This window comes from Sphingopyxis solisilvae (genome assembly GCF_015475875.1).
Taxonomy (GTDB): domain Bacteria; phylum Pseudomonadota; class Alphaproteobacteria; order Sphingomonadales; family Sphingomonadaceae; genus Sphingopyxis; species Sphingopyxis solisilvae.
In genome coordinates, this window is the sequence record NZ_JADKYM010000007.1 from 140,168 (window position 1) to 155,700 (window position 15,533).

Here is a 15,533-nt window from a genome sequence, read left to right on the forward strand (position 1 = left end):
AGCCGACATGGTCGACAATTTTTCCATTGGCCTCACGCACTTGCTGATGGCGATCGCGCTCTGGCGCCTGCTTTATCGCGACGATCTTGACCGCGAGGTCAGCCCGCGCCTGCAATGGCAGCAGCGCCGCGACACCGAAGCCGCCGACACGGACGCCCGGCCCGATGCGTGACATTGCGTTCATCGCTTTCCTGTTCGCCTTTATCGGGCTCGGCTTTCGCAAGCCGTTCCTGTTCGTGCTGTGCTTTTGCTATATCGACATCGTCGCGCCGCAGCGGCTGAGCTATTTTCTGATCAATTCGATCCCGATCTCGCTGATCGTGTTCGGGCTGGCGATCGTCGGCTGGCTGGCGATCGACGACAAACGCGACACGCGCTGGTCGGGGCGGCAGTTCCTGCTGGTCGCGCTGTTGATATATTGCGGCCTGACAACGTCGCAGGCCGATTTCCCGGTCGAGGCGGCGGACAAATGGAGCTGGGTATGGAAAGCGTTGATCTGGGCGATTTTCCTGCCGCTGACGCTGCGCACCAAGCTGCGGATCGAATCGCTGGCGCTGATCATGCTGCTGTCGGCGGCGTCGATCGCGATCGCGGGGGGGATCAAGACCGCGGCGGGCGGCGGCGGTTATGGTTCGCTGCAACTGCTGCTCAACGAAAATTACGGGCTGTACGAAGGGTCGATCATGTCGACCGTCGGCATTGCGATCATCCCGCTGATCCTGTGGTATCGCCGCCACGGCACGATCTTTCCGCCCGACTGGCGGGTGACGACATTCTGTTTCGCGCTGTGTTTCGCCTGCATGTTGCTGCCGATCGGGACGCAGGCGCGGACCGGGCTGGTCTGCCTGGCGGTGCTGGCGGTGCTGTCGCTGCGCGCGGTCCAGCACCGGTTTCTCTATATCGCCGGTGCCGGATTGCTGGCGATCGCCGCTATCCCGTTTCTGCCGCAGAGCTTTACCGAGCGGATGGAGACGATCCAGGGGTACAAGTCCGACCAGTCGGCATCGACGCGCGTCGCGGTGTGGGCGTGGACGTGGGAATATGCCAAGGACAATCCGTTCGGCGGCGGATTCGAAGCCTATATCCAGAACCGGCTGCGCGTTGAAACGACGGGATCGCGCTATGACCCCGACAATCCCCAGAATGCCGAGACGGCGGTGCATGACGAACAGTCGCGCGCCTATCACTCGAGCTATTTCGAGATGCTGGGCGAACAGGGCTATCCCGGGCTGGCGCTGTGGTTGCTGCTGCACATCGTCGGCATCGTCCAGATGGAGCGGCTCAGGCGCCGTTACCTGAAAACGCGGCGCGCCGAGGAACAATGGATCGCGCCGCTGGCGACCGCGCTCCAGCACGGCCACATCGTCTATATGGTCGGATCGCTGTTCGTCGGCATCGCGTTCCAGCCGTTCATCTACATGATGCTGGCGCTGGAGATGGGTCTGTCGACCTATTGCCGCCGCCGCGAGCAGGAAGCGGGGTGGCGGCCGCTGACCGCGCGTCCGGCGCAGGTTCCGGCGCGGCATCCGGCGGCAAGTCCCTAGCGTTCCCCATCTGCTCGTCATCCCGGCGAATGCCGGGATGACGAGCAGATGGGAACTATCGGCCGGGCAACGCGCTATCCCCGCATGCCCTCCCCCGGCCTGATCCACGTCGACGACAGCTTGCCCGGTATCAGCCGCGAACGCGTCGGCGAGGGTTGGCGGTATCGCGATCCGCAAGGCCGGATCATCCGCGACCGCGACGAGATCGCCCGGCTGAACGCGATCGCGCTGCCCCCGGCCTATGAAGACGCGTGGTTTTGTCCGGCCGCCAACGGGCATATCCTGGCCACGGGTTACGACGCGCGCGGGCGCAAGCAATATCGCTATCACCCCGATTTCCGGCTGGCGCGCGAGGCCGACAAATATGACCGCTGCGCCGCCTTCGGTCACGCGTTGCCGCTGCTCCGTGCGCGGCTCGAAAGCGATCTGGCGCGGCGGACGCTGTGTCAGGAACGCGTCGTCGGCGCAGTCGTCCGGCTGCTCGACCTTGCGGCGCTGCGCGTCGGCAACGAACAATATGTCGCGGCGAACAAGAGTTTCGGCGCGACGACGCTGCGCCGCCGCCATGCCAGACTGACCGGCCGGACGCTTCGCCTCAGTTACCGCGCCAAGGGCGGCGCCCGGCGGGAAGTCGCGATCAGCGACCGCAATATCACGACGCTGGTCCGCCGGTTACAGGACCTGCCGGGACAGCATCTGTTCCAATATGAGGATGCGGGTGGCGTCTGCGCGGTCGGGTCGGATGACGTCAACGCCTATATCCGCGAGGCAATGGGCGGCGATTTCAGCGCCAAGCATTTCCGCACCTGGACCGCGAGCGTCGAGGCCTTTGCCTTCCTGTACGACGCGCCCGAACCGCCGATATTGAAAGCGATGGTCGAACATGTCGCCGACCGATTGGGCAACACGCCGGCGATCGCACGCAAATCCTATGTCCACCCCGCGATGATCGACGCGGCGCAGACGCGCGGAGATTTCGCCGCCGCCGTCGGCCGCCTGCCGCGCGCGACCAAATATCTTTCGCGTTACGAACGCGGATTTTTGACCTATCTGGAGCAGGCGCCCGATGCCGCGGCGCTGCTTCGTTCCGCCTGACCACATCCACGAGGACCGACTTGACCTTTTCCATCCTTGCCGCGGCGACCGCCGCCGCCAAGCCCGCATCGACCAAGCCCGCCGCCGCGACCAACCCGATCGAGGACATCCGCCTGTGGTGGGACAGCAGCGTCGCGTGGGTGAACAGCCACTGGTTGCAGATCGGGATCGCGATTGCGGCGGGCCTTGCCATTTATTTCCTGCTGTCGATGGTCCGCGGCTTTGCGCTGAAGCGCGCGCAGGCGGCGCCGGGCGAATTCACCCTGACCCACATCGTCGGCCGGGTGCTGCACAAAACCAAGTCGTTCGTGCTCGCCATTGTCGCGCTGCGGCTGGTCGCGGGCTATGCCCAGCCACCCGCGGTGATCATGCAGATCATCCAGTTCGTCTTCACCGTTTCGGTCGTGTTGCAGGTCGCCATCTGGGCGCGCGAAATCATCCTGGGGCTGATCCAGCGCCGCGCTTCAGACGGCCATAATGAAACGCTGTCGAACGCGATGGGGATCATCCGTCTGTTGATCAGCATCGCGCTGTTTGCGATCGCAGCGATCGTCATCCTCGACAATATGGGGGTCAATGTCACCGGGCTGGTCGCGGGTCTGGGCATCGGCGGCATCGCCATTGGCCTGGCCGCGCAGGGTATTTTTTCGGACCTGTTCGCGTCGCTTTCGATCATTTTCGATCGCCCGTTCCGCGTCGGCGAGACGATCCGGTACGACACCAGCACCGCGACGGTCGAACGCATCGGCCTGAAAAGCACGCGTTTGCGCTCGATCAACGGCGAATTGCTGGTGGTGTCGAACACCAACCTCCTGTCCAAGGAAATCACCAATTTTGCCCATCTCCACCGGCGACGCGTCACCTTTCTGATCAGCGTCATCTATCAGACGACCCCGACGATGCTGCGCGACCTTCCCGCGCTGCTCGAGGCGCAGGTTCAGGCGGCGGGGCACGAGTTCATCCGGTCGAGCTTTGTCACCTTTGGGCAATCGAGCCTGGATTTCGAATTGCTGTTCGATGTGTACAGCGAGGATTTCGGTGTTGTTACCGCGGCGCGGACCGATGTCGGCATCCGCGTGTTCGAGGCGATGGCCGAAGCGGGTTATGAATTCGCCTATCCCACCCAGACCACCTTCACCGCCGCCCCCGACGGGACGATGATTCTGCCCTATGCCGAAAGCGTGACGATGAAGCAGCCCGTGGAGGGCAAAGACTGACGCTACGGCGCCGTAGCCAAAGCCCTTGGCCCTTGTGCAACGCGGCAGGAGAGGCCTAGAACGCGCCCCGAACCGGAATATAGGGGATGACAAATGGCCACCATCACGCCGCAGGAATTGCAGACCAGGGTCGGCGAGCATCTGGGCACGTCGGACTGGGTGCTGGTCGATCAGGAAATGATCAACAAGTTTGCCGACGCGACCGGCGACCACCAGTTCATCCATATCGACGAGGAAAAGGCGAAGCTGACGCCGTTCGGCGGCACCATCGCGCACGGGTTCCTGACCCTGTCGCTGATGCCGATGTTGGGCCAGAGCACCGACGGGCCGAAGGTCGGCGGCGTCAAGATGGGCGTCAATTACGGCTGCAACAAAGTCCGCTTCCTGTCGCCCGTCCGTTCGGGCAAGCGCGTGCGCAGCCACATCAAACTGCTCGAGCTGGAAGAAAAGCGCCCCGGCCAGTGGCAGCAGACCAACGAAGTGACCGTCGAGATCGAGGGCGAGGAAAAGCCCGCCCTGATCGCCGAATGGATCAGCCAGTTTTTCGTTTGACGTAGTTAAGCCCCTCCCCTTCAGGGGAGGGGTTGGGGTGGGGTCCCTCGCCCTTGCGCTAGGCCGATGGACCCCACCCGCTGCGACCAGGCAGCAAGCTGCCAAGTCTCGCTGCCCTCCCCTGAAGGGGAGGGATGGAATTGTTAGGAGAAATATCATGCGTGACGCCGTCATCGTTTCCACCGCCCGCACCCCGCTGACCAAGGCGGCGCGCGGATCGTTCAACAACACGCTCGCGCCGACGCTGGGCTCTTTCTCGGTCAAGGCCGCGGTCGAGCGCGCGGGCCTGGAGGGCGGCGAAATCGACGACGTCGTGTTCGGCGCCGCGATGCAGCAGGGGTCGCAGACGATGAACGTCGCGCGGCTGATCGCGCTGCGGTCGGGCCTGCCCGTCACCGTCCCCGGCATGTCGATCGACCGCCAATGCTCGTCGGGCCTGATGACGATCGCGACCGCCGCAAAGCAGATCATCGTCGACCGCCAGGACATCTGCGTCGCGGGCGGCATCGAGAGCATCTCGAAAGTCAGCGGCAGCGGCAAGGTGTTCATCGAGACCGATGCCGAGCTGATCGCGATGCACAAGGACACCTATATGCCGATGATCGGCACCGCCGAGGTCGTCGCCAAGCGTTACAATATCAGCCGCGAAGTGCAGGACGAATATTCGCTCCAGTCGCAGCAGCGCACCGCCGCCGCGCAGGCCGCGGGCAAATATGACGACGAGATCGTCGCCTGCAACGCCACGATGGCGGTGATGGACAAGGAAACCAAGGAAGTCAGCTTCAAGGACGTCGTCGCCGACAAGGACGAGTGCAACCGTCCCGACACGACGCTGGAAGGGCTCGCCAGCCTGAAGCCGGTGATGGGCGAAGGCCACACGATCACCGCCGGCAATGCCAGCCAGCTCGCCGACGGGTCGTCGGCGTGCGTCGTGATGGAAGCCAAGGTCGCCGAAAAGCGCGGGCTCCAGCCGCTCGGCCGTTATGTGGGCATGGCGGTCGCGGGCACCGAGCCCGACGAAATGGGCATCGGCCCGGTGTTTGCGATCCCCAAGCTGCTCGAACGCTTCGAGCTCAAGATGGACGACATCGGCCTGTGGGAACTCAACGAAGCATTCGCGGTGCAGGTGCTCTATTGCCGCGACAAGCTGGGCATTCCGAACGAACTGCTCAACGTCAACGGCGGCTCGATCTCGATCGGCCACCCGTTCGGCATGACCGGCGCGCGCTGCGTCGGCCACGCGCTGATCGAAGGCAAACGTCGCGGCGTCAAATATGCCGTCGTCACCATGTGCATCGGTGGCGGCCAGGGCGCAGCGGGTCTGTTCGAGGTCTTCTGATGCGCCTCGGCGCCCCGCGTATCGAGCCGGTCGATTTGGGCCGGCTCGATGCCGACCAGCGCGCCGCGCTCGAACCTTTCCTTTCCACCGAGGGTGGAAAGGTCGGGGGCGGCAAGATCCTCAATATCTTCCGCACCCTCGCCCATGCACCGAAGGCGCTGACCGCGTTCCTTGGCTGGGGCAACTACATCCTGTCGAAGCGCAATGCGCTGAGCCCCCGGGATCGCGAACTCGTCATCCTGCGCACCGGCTATAATTGCCGGTCGGGCTATGAATGGACGCAGCACAAGCGCATCGGGCTCGACTGCGGTCTGACCGAAGCCGAGGTTGCGCGGATCAAGGCGGGGCCGGATGCGGGCGGCTGGAGCGAGCTTGACCAAGCCATGCTGCGCGCCACCGACGAGCTGACCGGCCACCATTTCGTCACCGATGCGACCTGGGCGGCGCTGGCACCGCTCGGCGACAAGGGCCGCATGGATCTGGTGATGACGGTCGGCCAGTACACGCAGGTTTCCATGATATTGAACAGCTTCGGCGTTCAGGTCGAGGACGGCTGGGACGTCGACCCAGACCTTCGCAAATAGAGCAAGGAGAGAGAAACATGGCCATCGGCATCATCGCCACGCTGCGCGTGCAGCCCGGCAAGGAAGCGGAATTCGAGGGCGTGTTCGCCGAACTGGCGCCCGCGGTCGCCGCGAACGAGCCCGGCAACAGCTATTACCGCCTGTTTCGCGCCGAAGAAGCGGGCGTGTACAAGGTGCTCGAATGTTATGACGACGAGGCCGCAGTCGACGCCCACCGCGCGTCGGACCATTTCCGCACGCTGGGCGCGAAACTGGGGCCGTGCCTGGCGGGGGCGCCGGAGATCGAGAAGCTGAGCGGGGTTTGAGGGGGTTTCGTCCCTCTCCCCTTGCGGGAGAGGGTTGCGCAGACTTGCGAACTTGTTCGCTAGTCGAAGCTGGGTGAGGGGTTGCGGTCGCTTGCGACCGCGCGAGCCTCACGCTCGCCAACCCCTCATCCAACTATGCCTAGTCACTTCGTGACAAGGCTTCGTATCCTTCTCCCGCAAGGGGAGAAGGGACAATTACGGTATCTCCGCAATCTCCCCCGCCCGGTCGCCCAGCACATAACGCGGCCCCGCCCCGCGCTGCGCCGCCTTGTCCTGTGCATTGTACAGCCCACACTTCTTCAACGACAGACATCCGCAGCCGATGCACTGGTCGAGCAGCCCGCGCGTGCGCGTCAGCGCCGCGATCTGCGCGTCGATGCGTGCGCGCAGCCCGGTGCTGATCCGCGTCCAGTCGGCGGCATTGGGTGTCCGCCCGGCGGGCAGCCGCGCCAGCTCGGCGGCGATTTCGTCGAGGCTCAGCCCCATTTGCTGCGCGATCAGGATGAACGACACGCGGCGGATGTCGGCGCGCAGAAAGCGGCGCTGGCCACCGCGCGTGCGCAGCGCGTCGAGCAATCCTTTAGCCTCGTAGAAACGGATCGCCGACACTGCGACGCCGGTACGCGCGGCGAGTTCGCCGATCGCGATCAGGTCGGTGCGGTGAATGCTACCTCCTAGCCGTCATTGCGAGGAGCCGCAGGCGACGCGGCAATCCAGAGGGTGCGTAAACCGCTCTGGATTGCTTCGCTCCGCTCGCAATGACGATCACATATTGATCTAAACTTCACTTCAGCTTTTATAGGCCCTTGCGTCAACCCCAATCAGGAGCCTGTCCGTGACGCACGCCTTTATCGAACATGTCAATCTGACCGTCAGCGATCCCGATCGCACCGCCACCCTGTTGTCGGCGATCTTCGGCTGGCACGAACGCTGGCGCGGCCCGGCGCGCGACGGCGGCCGCACGATCCACCTCGGCAGCGATGCTGCCTATGTCGCGCTCTACACCGGTCCCGACGGACAACATGCGGGGATCCGCTATCCCAAGGGCGAACCGCTCAACCATGTCGGGGTGCAGGTCGACGATCTCGACGCGGTCGAGGCGCGGGTCGTGGCCGCGGGCCTCGCTCCCTTCAACCACGCCGATTATGAACCCGGCCGCCGCTTCTATTTCTTCGACCCCGACGGCATCGAATATGAGGTGGTGAGCTATTCCGACCGCGCGCGCGGTTGAGGCGGGCAACAATGGCGCGCCTGCCGCGTTGAAGGTTCATCGAGGGAAAAGGAGCAACATCGATGAGCGACGATATCAAAAAGCAGTTCTGGAAAGCCCTCGCCGACAGCCCCTATGTCATGGTCGGCAAGACCGGCAGCGGCGAGCATCATATCCCGATGAACGCCCAGCTCGACGAGGATGCCGACAGCGCCTTCTGGTTCTTTACCTCGACCGACAACCGGCTGGCGAACGGCGGCCCGGCGATGGCACAGTTCGCGTCGAAGGGCCACGACCTGTTCGCGTGCATTTCGGGCACGCTGGTCCGCGAAAGCGACCGTGCGGTGCTCGACAGGCTGTGGAGCAACGGCGTCGCCGCGTGGTACGACGGCGGCAAGGACGATCCGAACCTGGTCCTGCTCCGCTTTGACCTGGGCGATGCCGAAATCTGGACCGCCGATGTCGGGATCAAGGGCATGTTCAAGCTGATGACCGGCATGAAGATGAAGGAAAGCGACCTCGGCAAACATGCCGAGGTGGCGCTGTAGAACTATCCTCCCTGTCGCGCAGCGATGGGGAGGTGGCAGTCCGAAGGACTGACGGAGGGCCATGGCGCGGCCGTCGCGAAGCCCCTCCACCACCGCTCCGCGGCGGTCCCGCTGGCGCTGCGCGCCGTCTGCGACTCCCCCATCGCTTCGCGACAGGGAGGATAGCATCAAGCAACCGGCGGGCCGATCCGCCCGCCGCGATATTCGAACCCGCCCTCGCGGTCCTCCGCGAGATGGGTAGGCCCGCCGAGATCGACCCATTTCGCCCGCTGGGCGAGGACAAAGGCGGGCAGGATCGCGAGACTGGTCGATACCGCACTGCCCACCATGATCGCCAGTCCCGCCGCATCCGCCGCGTCGGCGATGCGCAGCGCCTCGGTCAGCCCGCCCGTCTGGTCGAGCTTGATATGGAGCCCGTCGTAAAAGGCGCCGATGCGCGCCACATCGGCGGCGGTCTGACAGCTTTCGTCGGCGACAAACGGCACCGGCGCATAGACAGGATCGAGCAGCGCATCGGCGCCCACCGGCACCGGCTGTTCGATCATTTCGACGCCAAGGTCGGCGAGCGCTTCGGCCTCGCTCAATATGTCCGCCTCGCCCCAGCGCGCGGCGGCGTCGACGATCAGCCGGGCGTTGGGCGCGCCCTTGCGCGCGCCCGTGACGCGCAGCCGGTCGTTGTCGCCGGTCCATTCTATCCGCAGCAGGCCATATCCGTCGGCCTCTGCCGTCGCCGCCTGTTCGGCCATCGCGCCGGGGCTGCCGGGCAACAGGGTGTATGCGGTCACCCGCGCGGTCGGCGCCGCGTCGCATCCCGCCAGCTGCCACAGCCGCAGACCTTTTTCCTTGGCCTCGAGCTCCCACAGCGCGCAGTCGAGCGCATTGCGCGCCGCCCCCGGCGGCAAGAGCTCCTGCACCGCCGCACGCGCCGCCGCGGTGTCGAGCCCGCCAAGGTGCGCCGCGGCGCGGAGGATCTGGTCGCGGCACGTGGCGGCGTCCTCGCCCAGCGCCGCGACCGGCGTCCCCTCGCCGCGCCCGATCGCGCCTTCGCCCGCCACTTCGGCCACGATGACGTCGATATGGGCACCATGCACCGCGACAAAGCCTGCCGCGATCGGCCAGCGTTCGACGCGCGCGCTTCTCAGTTGGATCGTCATCCCCCGATCATAAGCGAAGACTGCCATCCCACAACATCGTCATTGCGAGCGAAGCGAAGCAATCCAGGGCGGTGCCGGGCCACCCTGGATTGCTTCGCTTCGCTCGCAATGACCGACAAAATGTCTATGGTCGAAAGAATGACCGGCAAATCCCTTTCCCAACGCATCGGCGACCTCGGCCGCCATCTCGCGGTCGAGGCGCACGCCGCTTGGCTCGCTGCGCGCGACCCGCGCGTACCGATGCTCGCGCGCCTGCTCGCGGTGGCGGTCGCTGCCTATGCGCTGTCGCCGATCGACCTGATCCCCGATTTCATTCCGCTACTGGGCTGGCTCGACGATCTGCTCATCGTCCCGCTCGGGCTGTGGGCGGTCCGCCACCTGATCCCCGACGCGCTATGGGCCGAACTGCACGCCGCCGCCGAGGCCGCAAGCGCCCGCCCGTCGAGCCGCGCGGGCATGGTGTTCATCCTGCTGCTGTGGGCGGGGTTGCTCCATCTGGTCTATTGGGCGGTGCGCACGTCGCCGATGCACTGAGCGCGCGATTACCCGTATGTCTGCTTTGGGGTGGTTAGCTGCCGCTTGGCGGCAGCTGCCAATTGCCCGGCATTTCAGAAAAATGGCCCCACGATGACCATTGGTCGTCGCTTCCGGTTGCTCGTGTCGCCAGTCGCCATTCTGGCGGATCAGGAAAGCCGTGCCAAACTGACTGCATCAGCAGCAGTTCCTCGCCATCATGCGTAGCGAAAAATGCGACGTCAGCGCCAAGAAGCTTTTCAATTTCAATGCCGAATACAGATGCGCCTGTGTTGCGCATCGACGCCCACTCAATAGCCTTTGCCGCTCGCTCACGGAATCCAGTCAGTTGCGCTTCCGCGATCACATCGGAAGCATCCCAAGGATCGGCTTCCCAATCGTTTGAAGCGGAATTCATTCGTTCGGCTTGGGACATCAGCGCCTCCCATGCAGACATTACAATGACCTGAAAGCGCCCGCAATTGGTCGCTTCCGGCCGCCTCACCCCCCGTTGCTACGGATCCACCCCTCAACCACTGGCGCAATATCCTCGCGCCATTTGCGGCCGTTGAAGATGCCGTAATGGCCGACAGTCTTGGCCATCAGATATTTCTTCTTCTCCGCGGGCAGCGATTTGGCCAGCGTCAGTGCCGCCTTGGTCTGGCCGATCCCCGAAATATCGTCGCGCTCGCCCTCGATCGCCAACAGCGCAATATCCTCGATCGCGTTGAGGTCGACCGGCTTGCCGCGATGCAGCATCTCGCCCTTGGGCAGCGCGTGGCGCTGGAATACCAGGTCGACGGTCTGGAGATAGAATTCGGCGGTCATGTCGCACACCGAACGATATTCGTCGTAAAATTCCTTGGTCTTGTCGGCCTCTTCGCCGTCGCCGTCGACCAGATGTTTGAACATCGCCCAATGGCTCATCATATGATTGCCGAGGTTCATCGACATGAACCCGGCCAGTTGCAGGAAGCCCGGATAGACGCGGCGACCCGCACCCGGATACCAGGCCGGAACGGTAACGATGACATTCTCCTGAAACCACGCATAAGGACGCGTCATCGCGTGCTGATTGACCGCGGTCGGTGCCTTGCGCGTGTCGATCGGTCCGCCCATCATCGTCAGCGTCTTGGGGCGGCATTCATGCTTGTCGGCGGCCATGATCGCCGCCGCCGCGAGCGCGGGGACCGACGGCTGGCACACCGCCAGCACATGCGCGCCGGGGCCGATATGCTCCAGCCAGCCGATCAGATAATCGATATAATCGTCGAGGTCGAACTTGCCCGCCTCCAGCGGCACGTTGCGCGCGTCGCGCCAGTCGGTGATCCACACATCATGCCCCGGCAGCATCCGTTCGACCGTGCCGCGCAGCAAGGTCGCATAATGGCCCGACATCGGCGCGACGATCAGCAGCTTGGGCGCGTCTTTTGTCCCTTTGTGCTTGAAATGCTTGAGCTGGCCAAAGGGTTTGCGCGCTTCGATGACCTCGGTGACCGGCACCGCCTCGCCGTCGACAATCGTTTCATAGAGGTCGAACTCAGGCTTGCCGCGCGGCGCCGCGGCGTGCGCAAACACTTCCAGCGCCGACGCGAACATCGGACCGCCGCCGAAATAACCCAGCGGATTGGCGGGGTGCTGCATCGCCTGCGCCCCCGCGGTCGCCAGCGCGCTCGCGCCCGCCAGCCAACTCTTCTGCATTTCGAAAGCGTGATACAGCATTGTCGTTCGGTTCCTTGCCCCGGCGCTCTGCGGCGCCCGTTTGTCGGACCAGTCTAGGGCATCCATTTCATTGTGCAATGCGTCATAATCGCGCCGCACGCGCGGCGGCGGTCCCGATCCTGTACGCCCCGCCATGCAGCAGCGCTTCAAAGCGCATGAAGCGAAAGGCCATTCTCTGCCGTTGAGCGCGCACCGCGCCGCTGCTAGGGGCGAAGCGATGGCCAGCGCCCCCGACCCCAATCCTGTCCCGGCGCCCGCCGGTCCCCGCCGCAAACTCGGCAGTCTGCGGATGATCTGGCGCTATGCCAGCGCCTACCCGCTGCAATTGCTGATCGCTGCGGTGGCGCTGGGCGTCGCAGCGCTCGCGACCTTGGCGATTCCGTGGCAGTTCAAGGAGATGATCGACAGCGGCTTTGTCGCCGGCGGCGGCGATGTCGCGCCGCATTTCCGCCTGTTCTATGCGATCGTACTGACGCTTGCCGTCGCCACCGCGCTGCGTTTCTATTTCGTCAGCTGGCTGGGCGAACGCACCGTCGCCGACATCCGCCAGGCGGTTCAGCGCAACCTGCTCCGGCTCGCCCCCGGCTTTTTCGAAGAAAACCGCCCGTCCGAAATCGCCTCGCGCATGACATCGGACACCACGATCATCGAACAGGTCGTCGGCACCACCGTCTCGGTCGCGCTCCGCAACACCGTGATGGGCATCGGCGGCATCGCCTATCTGTTCACCCTGTCGCCAAAACTGACCGGCGGCATCCTGCTCGGCATTCCGGTGATCATCATGCCGATCGTCCTGCTCGGCCGGCGTCTCCAGAATGTCGCGCGGTCGAGCCAGGACCGCGTCGCCGACATCGGCGCCACCACCTCCGAACAATTGGGCGCGATGAAGATCGTTCAGGCCTTCGGGCAGGAGGAGCGCGAGGCGGGCCGCTTTGCGGCGGCGGTCGAGGCGACCTTTGCCACCGCCAAGCGCCGCATTCGCCTGCGCGCCATCATGACCGCGATCGTAATCGGCCTGCTGTTCGGCGCCATCACCACGTTGCTCTGGTACGGGGCCGAAGGCGTTGCCGCAGGCACGATTACCGGCGGCACGATCGCCGCCTTCGTGCTCACCGGTGGGCTCGTCGCGGGCGCGTTCGGCGCCCTCACCGAAGTTTATGGCGACCTGCTGCGCGCCGCGGGCGCCGCCGAGCGGCTGTCCGAGCTGCTCAACGCCGAGCCCGGCATTGCGCCGCCGGCGCGGCCCTGCGCTTTCCCCGAACCCCCGCGCGGCACGCTGGAATTCGCCAACGTCGAATTTCACTATCCGACACGCCCCGACGCCCCCGCCCTTCACGGTTTCAGCCTGGCAATCCAGCCGCGCGAAACGGTCGCAATCGTCGGCCCGTCGGGCGCCGGCAAATCGACCTTGTTCCAGCTCGCCGAGCGTTTCTACGATCCGCAAGCGGGGCAAATCCTGCTCGACGGCGTCCCGCTCACTGACGCCGATCCCGCCGACATTCGCGCCCGCATCGCCATGGTGCCGCAGGAAACCGTGATCTTCGCCGCCTCGGCGCGCGACAATCTGCGCTACGGCAACTGGGATGCGACCGACGACCAGCTGTGGGACGCCGCACGCGCTGCCAATGCCGAGGAATTTCTGCGCAAGCTTCCGCAAGGTCTCGACACTTTCATGGGCGAGGGCGGCGCGCGGCTGTCGGGCGGCCAGCGCCAACGCGTCGCGATCGCCCGCGCGCTGCTCCGCCGCGCGCCGTTGCTGCTGCTCGACGAGGCGACCTCGGCGCTCGACGCCGAATCCGAAAAGCTGGTGCAGGATGCACTCGAAACGCTGATGCACGACCGCACGACAGTGGTTATCGCGCACCGGCTCGCCACCGTCCGTGCCGCCGACCGGATCATCGTCATGGACGAAGGCCGCATCGTCGAGGAAGGCAAACACGACGCGCTCGTCGCTGCCGATGGCCTCTACGCCCGCCTCGCGCGGCTGCAATTTCAGGACAATCTTGCCCCCGCCTGACAGGCAAACGACCGAAGGATCCCGTGATGCTCTACGAAATGACGATCCCGGCTTACCGTAACGGCCTGCGCGCGCTTTCTGGGCAGCTCGACAAGGCGCGCGCATGGGGCGCGGACAACGACATCGGCGATCTGCAACTGATCGTCGCGCGCCTCGCGCCCGATATGTTTCCGCTGGCGTCGCAAGTGCGTTTCAGCTGCCTTCAGGCACTCCAGCCGCCGACCCGCCTCGGCGCCGCCGGGGCGCCTGACCTGACCGATGACGCAACCGATTTTGCTGGGCTTCAAGCGCAGATTGCGACGACGCTCGCCTGGCTAGACACCTTGGACGCGGCCGTTCTGGACACCGATCCCGACCGCGAGGTCAGCTTCGATCTGCCCAACGGCATGACCTTCGACATGACCGCGCGCACCTATGTCCGCGACTGGGCACAGCCGCAGTTCTATTTCCATCTTGTCGCAGCCTATACGATCCTCCGCCATATGGGCATACCGCTCGGCAAGGTCGATTATGTCGGTTACATGATGGCCTATCTGCGCCCCGGGACCGCGCCTGCCGCCTGATCGCGGCGGCACGGCCCCGGCGTCAGATAACCGCAGCATATTGGTGGATTCCGGGAAAGGCGAGCTTGGTTCCGCCGTTGCGCCGGATCGCCGCAATCGCCTGGTCGACGCGCAGATACCGTGCGCGCGCTTCCGGCTCAAAGTGCAGCGTCGCCGCTTCGGGTCGGTCCGACGCCACTTTCACCAACCGCCCCAGCTGGGCCAGATCGACCGCCTCGCCGTTCCAGCGGATGACGTCGGCGCGGTCGATCGTCACCCGGTTCTCGTCAAGGACGACGGCGGGTCCGGGATCGACGCCGGGCAGGCTTATGTCGACGCTGTGCGTCGGGCGCGGAATGGTGATGATGAACATGACCAGCATCACCAGCATCACGTCGATCAGCGGTGTCGTGTTGATCAGCGGGCTCGCATTGGGATCGGTGCGGAAAATGCTGCGGCGTCGGCGCATGGTCTTTCTCCCCTAAGGGCGCAGCCGATGCTGTCTTTCCCGACCGGCGAGCGGCAGCGCATTCGTTGATCCTGCGCCCGAGTCCGCTCGACCGGACGCCCGATCGTTCTGTTATAGTATAACATTATATCGATCTGACAAGCGAAACCCGCGATCCGGAAACCAGGCGGTGTGCGTCATGCGTTTCCCGAACGATTGGCGCAAAAAGAAAGGGCGGCACCTTGCGGTACCGCCCTTCTTTTTCTTCCAGTCCCGGTCGGGAATGGAAACCCGTCTTACATGCCCGAGTTCGGACCGTAAGTGATTTCCACGCGACGGTTCTGGTCGTTGCGCACGCCGTCGGCGGTGGCAACGGCGGGACGGCTTTCGCCGAAGCCCTGCGCGCTGATCGCACCATCCGAGATACCGCGAGCGGTCAGATAGCTGCGGACCGATGCGTTGCGGCGGTTCGACAGGCCGACGTTGTAGGTCGCCGAACCCGAACGGTCAGCGTGACCGGCGAGCATGATCTGCGTACCCGAGCAACCGCGGTTGTAGGCGCTGATCGCATTGTCGAGCGTCGCGGCCGCTTCCGGCGTGATGTTCGACTGATCCCAGTCGAAGTACACGATATATTCGATCTCGATCGAACTGATCCACTCGCCGCCCGATTTCACGACATCCTTCGCTCGGTCGGTGATTTGCATATAGCCTTCGCCGTCGATCGTGCTGACGTCGCCGGT

Annotated in this window: 19 protein-coding genes; 13 read left to right on the forward strand and 6 right to left on the reverse strand. The window is 64.7% G+C overall.

Going from position 1 to position 15,533, the window contains the following annotated elements:
- Positions 1–7: 7 nt before the first annotated feature.
- From IR187_RS07275 to IR187_RS07310, 8 genes are all read left to right on the forward strand, one after another.
- Entirely contained in the window at positions 8–172 is a 165-nt protein-coding gene (locus IR187_RS07275) for a hypothetical protein (RefSeq protein WP_194953936.1), read from the forward strand.
- The gene (locus IR187_RS07280; RefSeq protein ID WP_194953937.1) at positions 165–1,544 is read left to right on the forward strand and encodes a putative O-glycosylation ligase, exosortase A system-associated; all 1,380 of its coding nucleotides are present in this window, start codon (positions 165–167) and stop codon (positions 1,542–1,544) included. Before IR187_RS07275 ends, IR187_RS07280 begins: the two co-directional genes overlap by 8 nt.
- A gap of 84 nt (positions 1,545–1,628) precedes the next feature.
- Positions 1,629–2,639: a DNA topoisomerase IB gene (locus IR187_RS07285; protein ID WP_194953938.1), complete on the forward strand. Its 1,011-nt coding sequence runs from the start codon at positions 1,629–1,631 to the stop codon at positions 2,637–2,639.
- A 20-nt stretch (positions 2,640–2,659) separates the two neighbouring features.
- Positions 2,660–3,856 carry a mechanosensitive ion channel family protein gene (locus tag IR187_RS07290; RefSeq protein WP_194953939.1) on the forward strand — a complete coding sequence of 399 codons (1,197 nt, stop codon included), beginning with the start codon at positions 2,660–2,662 and terminating at the stop codon, positions 3,854–3,856.
- Between the two features lie 93 nt (positions 3,857–3,949).
- On the forward strand, positions 3,950–4,408 hold the full coding sequence (locus IR187_RS07295; RefSeq protein ID WP_194953940.1) for a MaoC family dehydratase: 459 nt from the start codon (positions 3,950–3,952) through the stop codon (positions 4,406–4,408).
- 157 nt (positions 4,409–4,565) lie between these two features.
- A complete protein-coding gene (locus IR187_RS07300) occupies positions 4,566–5,747 on the forward strand; it encodes an acetyl-CoA C-acyltransferase (protein ID WP_194953941.1) in 1,182 nt (393 codons plus the stop codon).
- Positions 5,747–6,331, forward strand: coding sequence for a carboxymuconolactone decarboxylase family protein (locus tag IR187_RS07305; protein ID WP_194953942.1), 585 nt, complete (start codon positions 5,747–5,749; stop codon positions 6,329–6,331). The genes IR187_RS07300 and IR187_RS07305 overlap by 1 nt, the downstream gene beginning before the upstream one ends.
- Before the next feature lie 17 nt (positions 6,332–6,348).
- Positions 6,349–6,636, forward strand: coding sequence for a putative quinol monooxygenase (locus IR187_RS07310; protein WP_194953943.1), 288 nt, complete (start codon positions 6,349–6,351; stop codon positions 6,634–6,636).
- Between the two features lie 195 nt (positions 6,637–6,831).
- Here IR187_RS07310 and soxR read toward each other — a convergent pair whose 3' ends face one another.
- Complete coding sequence (gene soxR / locus IR187_RS07315; protein ID WP_194953961.1) at positions 6,832–7,302, reverse strand: redox-sensitive transcriptional activator SoxR; 471 nt, start codon at positions 7,300–7,302, stop codon at positions 6,832–6,834.
- A gap of 169 nt (positions 7,303–7,471) precedes the next feature.
- Between soxR and IR187_RS07320 the strand changes: the two genes are divergently transcribed.
- On the forward strand, positions 7,472–7,867 hold the full coding sequence (locus IR187_RS07320; RefSeq protein ID WP_194953944.1) for a VOC family protein: 396 nt from the start codon (positions 7,472–7,474) through the stop codon (positions 7,865–7,867).
- Between the two features lie 62 nt (positions 7,868–7,929).
- Positions 7,930–8,394, forward strand: a complete 465-nt coding sequence (locus IR187_RS07325; protein WP_194953945.1) for a pyridoxamine 5'-phosphate oxidase family protein — start codon at positions 7,930–7,932, stop codon at positions 8,392–8,394.
- 167 nt (positions 8,395–8,561) lie between these two features.
- Here IR187_RS07325 and IR187_RS07330 read toward each other — a convergent pair whose 3' ends face one another.
- Positions 8,562–9,575: an enolase C-terminal domain-like protein gene (locus IR187_RS07330; protein WP_407699075.1), complete on the reverse strand. Its 1,014-nt coding sequence runs from the start codon at positions 9,573–9,575 to the stop codon at positions 8,562–8,564.
- Between the two features lie 111 nt (positions 9,576–9,686).
- On the opposite strand from IR187_RS07330, the gene IR187_RS07335 reads away from it, so the two are divergent.
- Positions 9,687–10,082 (forward strand): YkvA family protein, encoded by a 396-nt coding sequence (locus IR187_RS07335; protein WP_228765615.1) that lies wholly within the window; start codon positions 9,687–9,689, stop codon positions 10,080–10,082.
- Positions 10,083–10,116: 34 nt separating this feature from the next.
- Here IR187_RS07335 and IR187_RS07340 read toward each other — a convergent pair whose 3' ends face one another.
- Positions 10,117–10,497: a hypothetical protein gene (locus tag IR187_RS07340; protein WP_194953947.1), complete on the reverse strand. Its 381-nt coding sequence runs from the start codon at positions 10,495–10,497 to the stop codon at positions 10,117–10,119.
- 65 nt (positions 10,498–10,562) lie between these two features.
- Positions 10,563–11,783, reverse strand: coding sequence for a polyhydroxyalkanoate depolymerase (locus tag IR187_RS07345; RefSeq protein ID WP_194953948.1), 1,221 nt, complete (start codon positions 11,781–11,783; stop codon positions 10,563–10,565).
- Between the two features lie 217 nt (positions 11,784–12,000).
- On the opposite strand from IR187_RS07345, the gene IR187_RS07350 reads away from it, so the two are divergent.
- Both IR187_RS07350 and IR187_RS07355 read left to right on the forward strand, forming a co-directional pair.
- Positions 12,001–13,800: an ABC transporter transmembrane domain-containing protein gene (locus tag IR187_RS07350; RefSeq protein ID WP_194953949.1), complete on the forward strand. Its 1,800-nt coding sequence runs from the start codon at positions 12,001–12,003 to the stop codon at positions 13,798–13,800.
- A gap of 26 nt (positions 13,801–13,826) precedes the next feature.
- Entirely contained in the window at positions 13,827–14,363 is a 537-nt protein-coding gene (locus IR187_RS07355; protein WP_194953950.1) for a DUF1993 domain-containing protein, read from the forward strand.
- Positions 14,364–14,385: 22 nt separating this feature from the next.
- Here the strand turns inward: IR187_RS07355 and IR187_RS07360 are convergent, their stop codons facing one another.
- Positions 14,386–14,811 (reverse strand): ExbD/TolR family protein, encoded by a 426-nt coding sequence (locus IR187_RS07360; protein ID WP_194953951.1) that lies wholly within the window; start codon positions 14,809–14,811, stop codon positions 14,386–14,388.
- Positions 14,812–15,086: 275 nt separating this feature from the next.
- Positions 15,087–15,533 (reverse strand): OmpA family protein (locus tag IR187_RS07365; protein WP_228765616.1); only part of this gene is annotated, 447 nt, incomplete at its 5' end.

Excerpts from the sequence above, each read along its gene's own strand:
- IR187_RS07275 (WP_194953936.1), top strand. The coding sequence starts at position 8 with ATGGTCGACAATTTTTCCATTGGCCTCACGCACTTGCTGATGGCGATC.
- IR187_RS07280 (WP_194953937.1), top strand. The coding sequence starts at position 165 with ATGCGTGACATTGCGTTCATCGCTTTCCTGTTCGCCTTTATCGGGCTC.
- IR187_RS07285 (WP_194953938.1), top strand. The coding sequence starts at position 1,629 with ATGCCCTCCCCCGGCCTGATCCACGTCGACGACAGCTTGCCCGGTATC.
- IR187_RS07295 (WP_194953940.1), top strand. The coding sequence starts at position 3,950 with ATGGCCACCATCACGCCGCAGGAATTGCAGACCAGGGTCGGCGAGCAT.
- IR187_RS07300 (WP_194953941.1), top strand. The coding sequence starts at position 4,566 with ATGCGTGACGCCGTCATCGTTTCCACCGCCCGCACCCCGCTGACCAAG.
- IR187_RS07305 (WP_194953942.1), top strand. The coding sequence starts at position 5,747 with ATGCGCCTCGGCGCCCCGCGTATCGAGCCGGTCGATTTGGGCCGGCTC.
- IR187_RS07310 (WP_194953943.1), top strand. The coding sequence starts at position 6,349 with ATGGCCATCGGCATCATCGCCACGCTGCGCGTGCAGCCCGGCAAGGAA.
- IR187_RS07325 (WP_194953945.1), top strand. The coding sequence starts at position 7,930 with ATGAGCGACGATATCAAAAAGCAGTTCTGGAAAGCCCTCGCCGACAGC.
- IR187_RS07330 (WP_407699075.1), bottom strand. The coding sequence starts at position 9,575 with ATGGCAGTCTTCGCTTATGATCGGGGGATGACGATCCAACTGAGAAGC.
- IR187_RS07335 (WP_228765615.1), top strand. The coding sequence starts at position 9,687 with ATGACCGGCAAATCCCTTTCCCAACGCATCGGCGACCTCGGCCGCCAT.
- IR187_RS07340 (WP_194953947.1), bottom strand. The coding sequence starts at position 10,497 with ATGTCCCAAGCCGAACGAATGAATTCCGCTTCAAACGATTGGGAAGCC.
- IR187_RS07345 (WP_194953948.1), bottom strand. The coding sequence starts at position 11,783 with ATGCTGTATCACGCTTTCGAAATGCAGAAGAGTTGGCTGGCGGGCGCG.
- IR187_RS07350 (WP_194953949.1), top strand. The coding sequence starts at position 12,001 with ATGGCCAGCGCCCCCGACCCCAATCCTGTCCCGGCGCCCGCCGGTCCC.
- IR187_RS07355 (WP_194953950.1), top strand. The coding sequence starts at position 13,827 with ATGCTCTACGAAATGACGATCCCGGCTTACCGTAACGGCCTGCGCGCG.
- IR187_RS07360 (WP_194953951.1), bottom strand. The coding sequence starts at position 14,811 with ATGCGCCGACGCCGCAGCATTTTCCGCACCGATCCCAATGCGAGCCCG.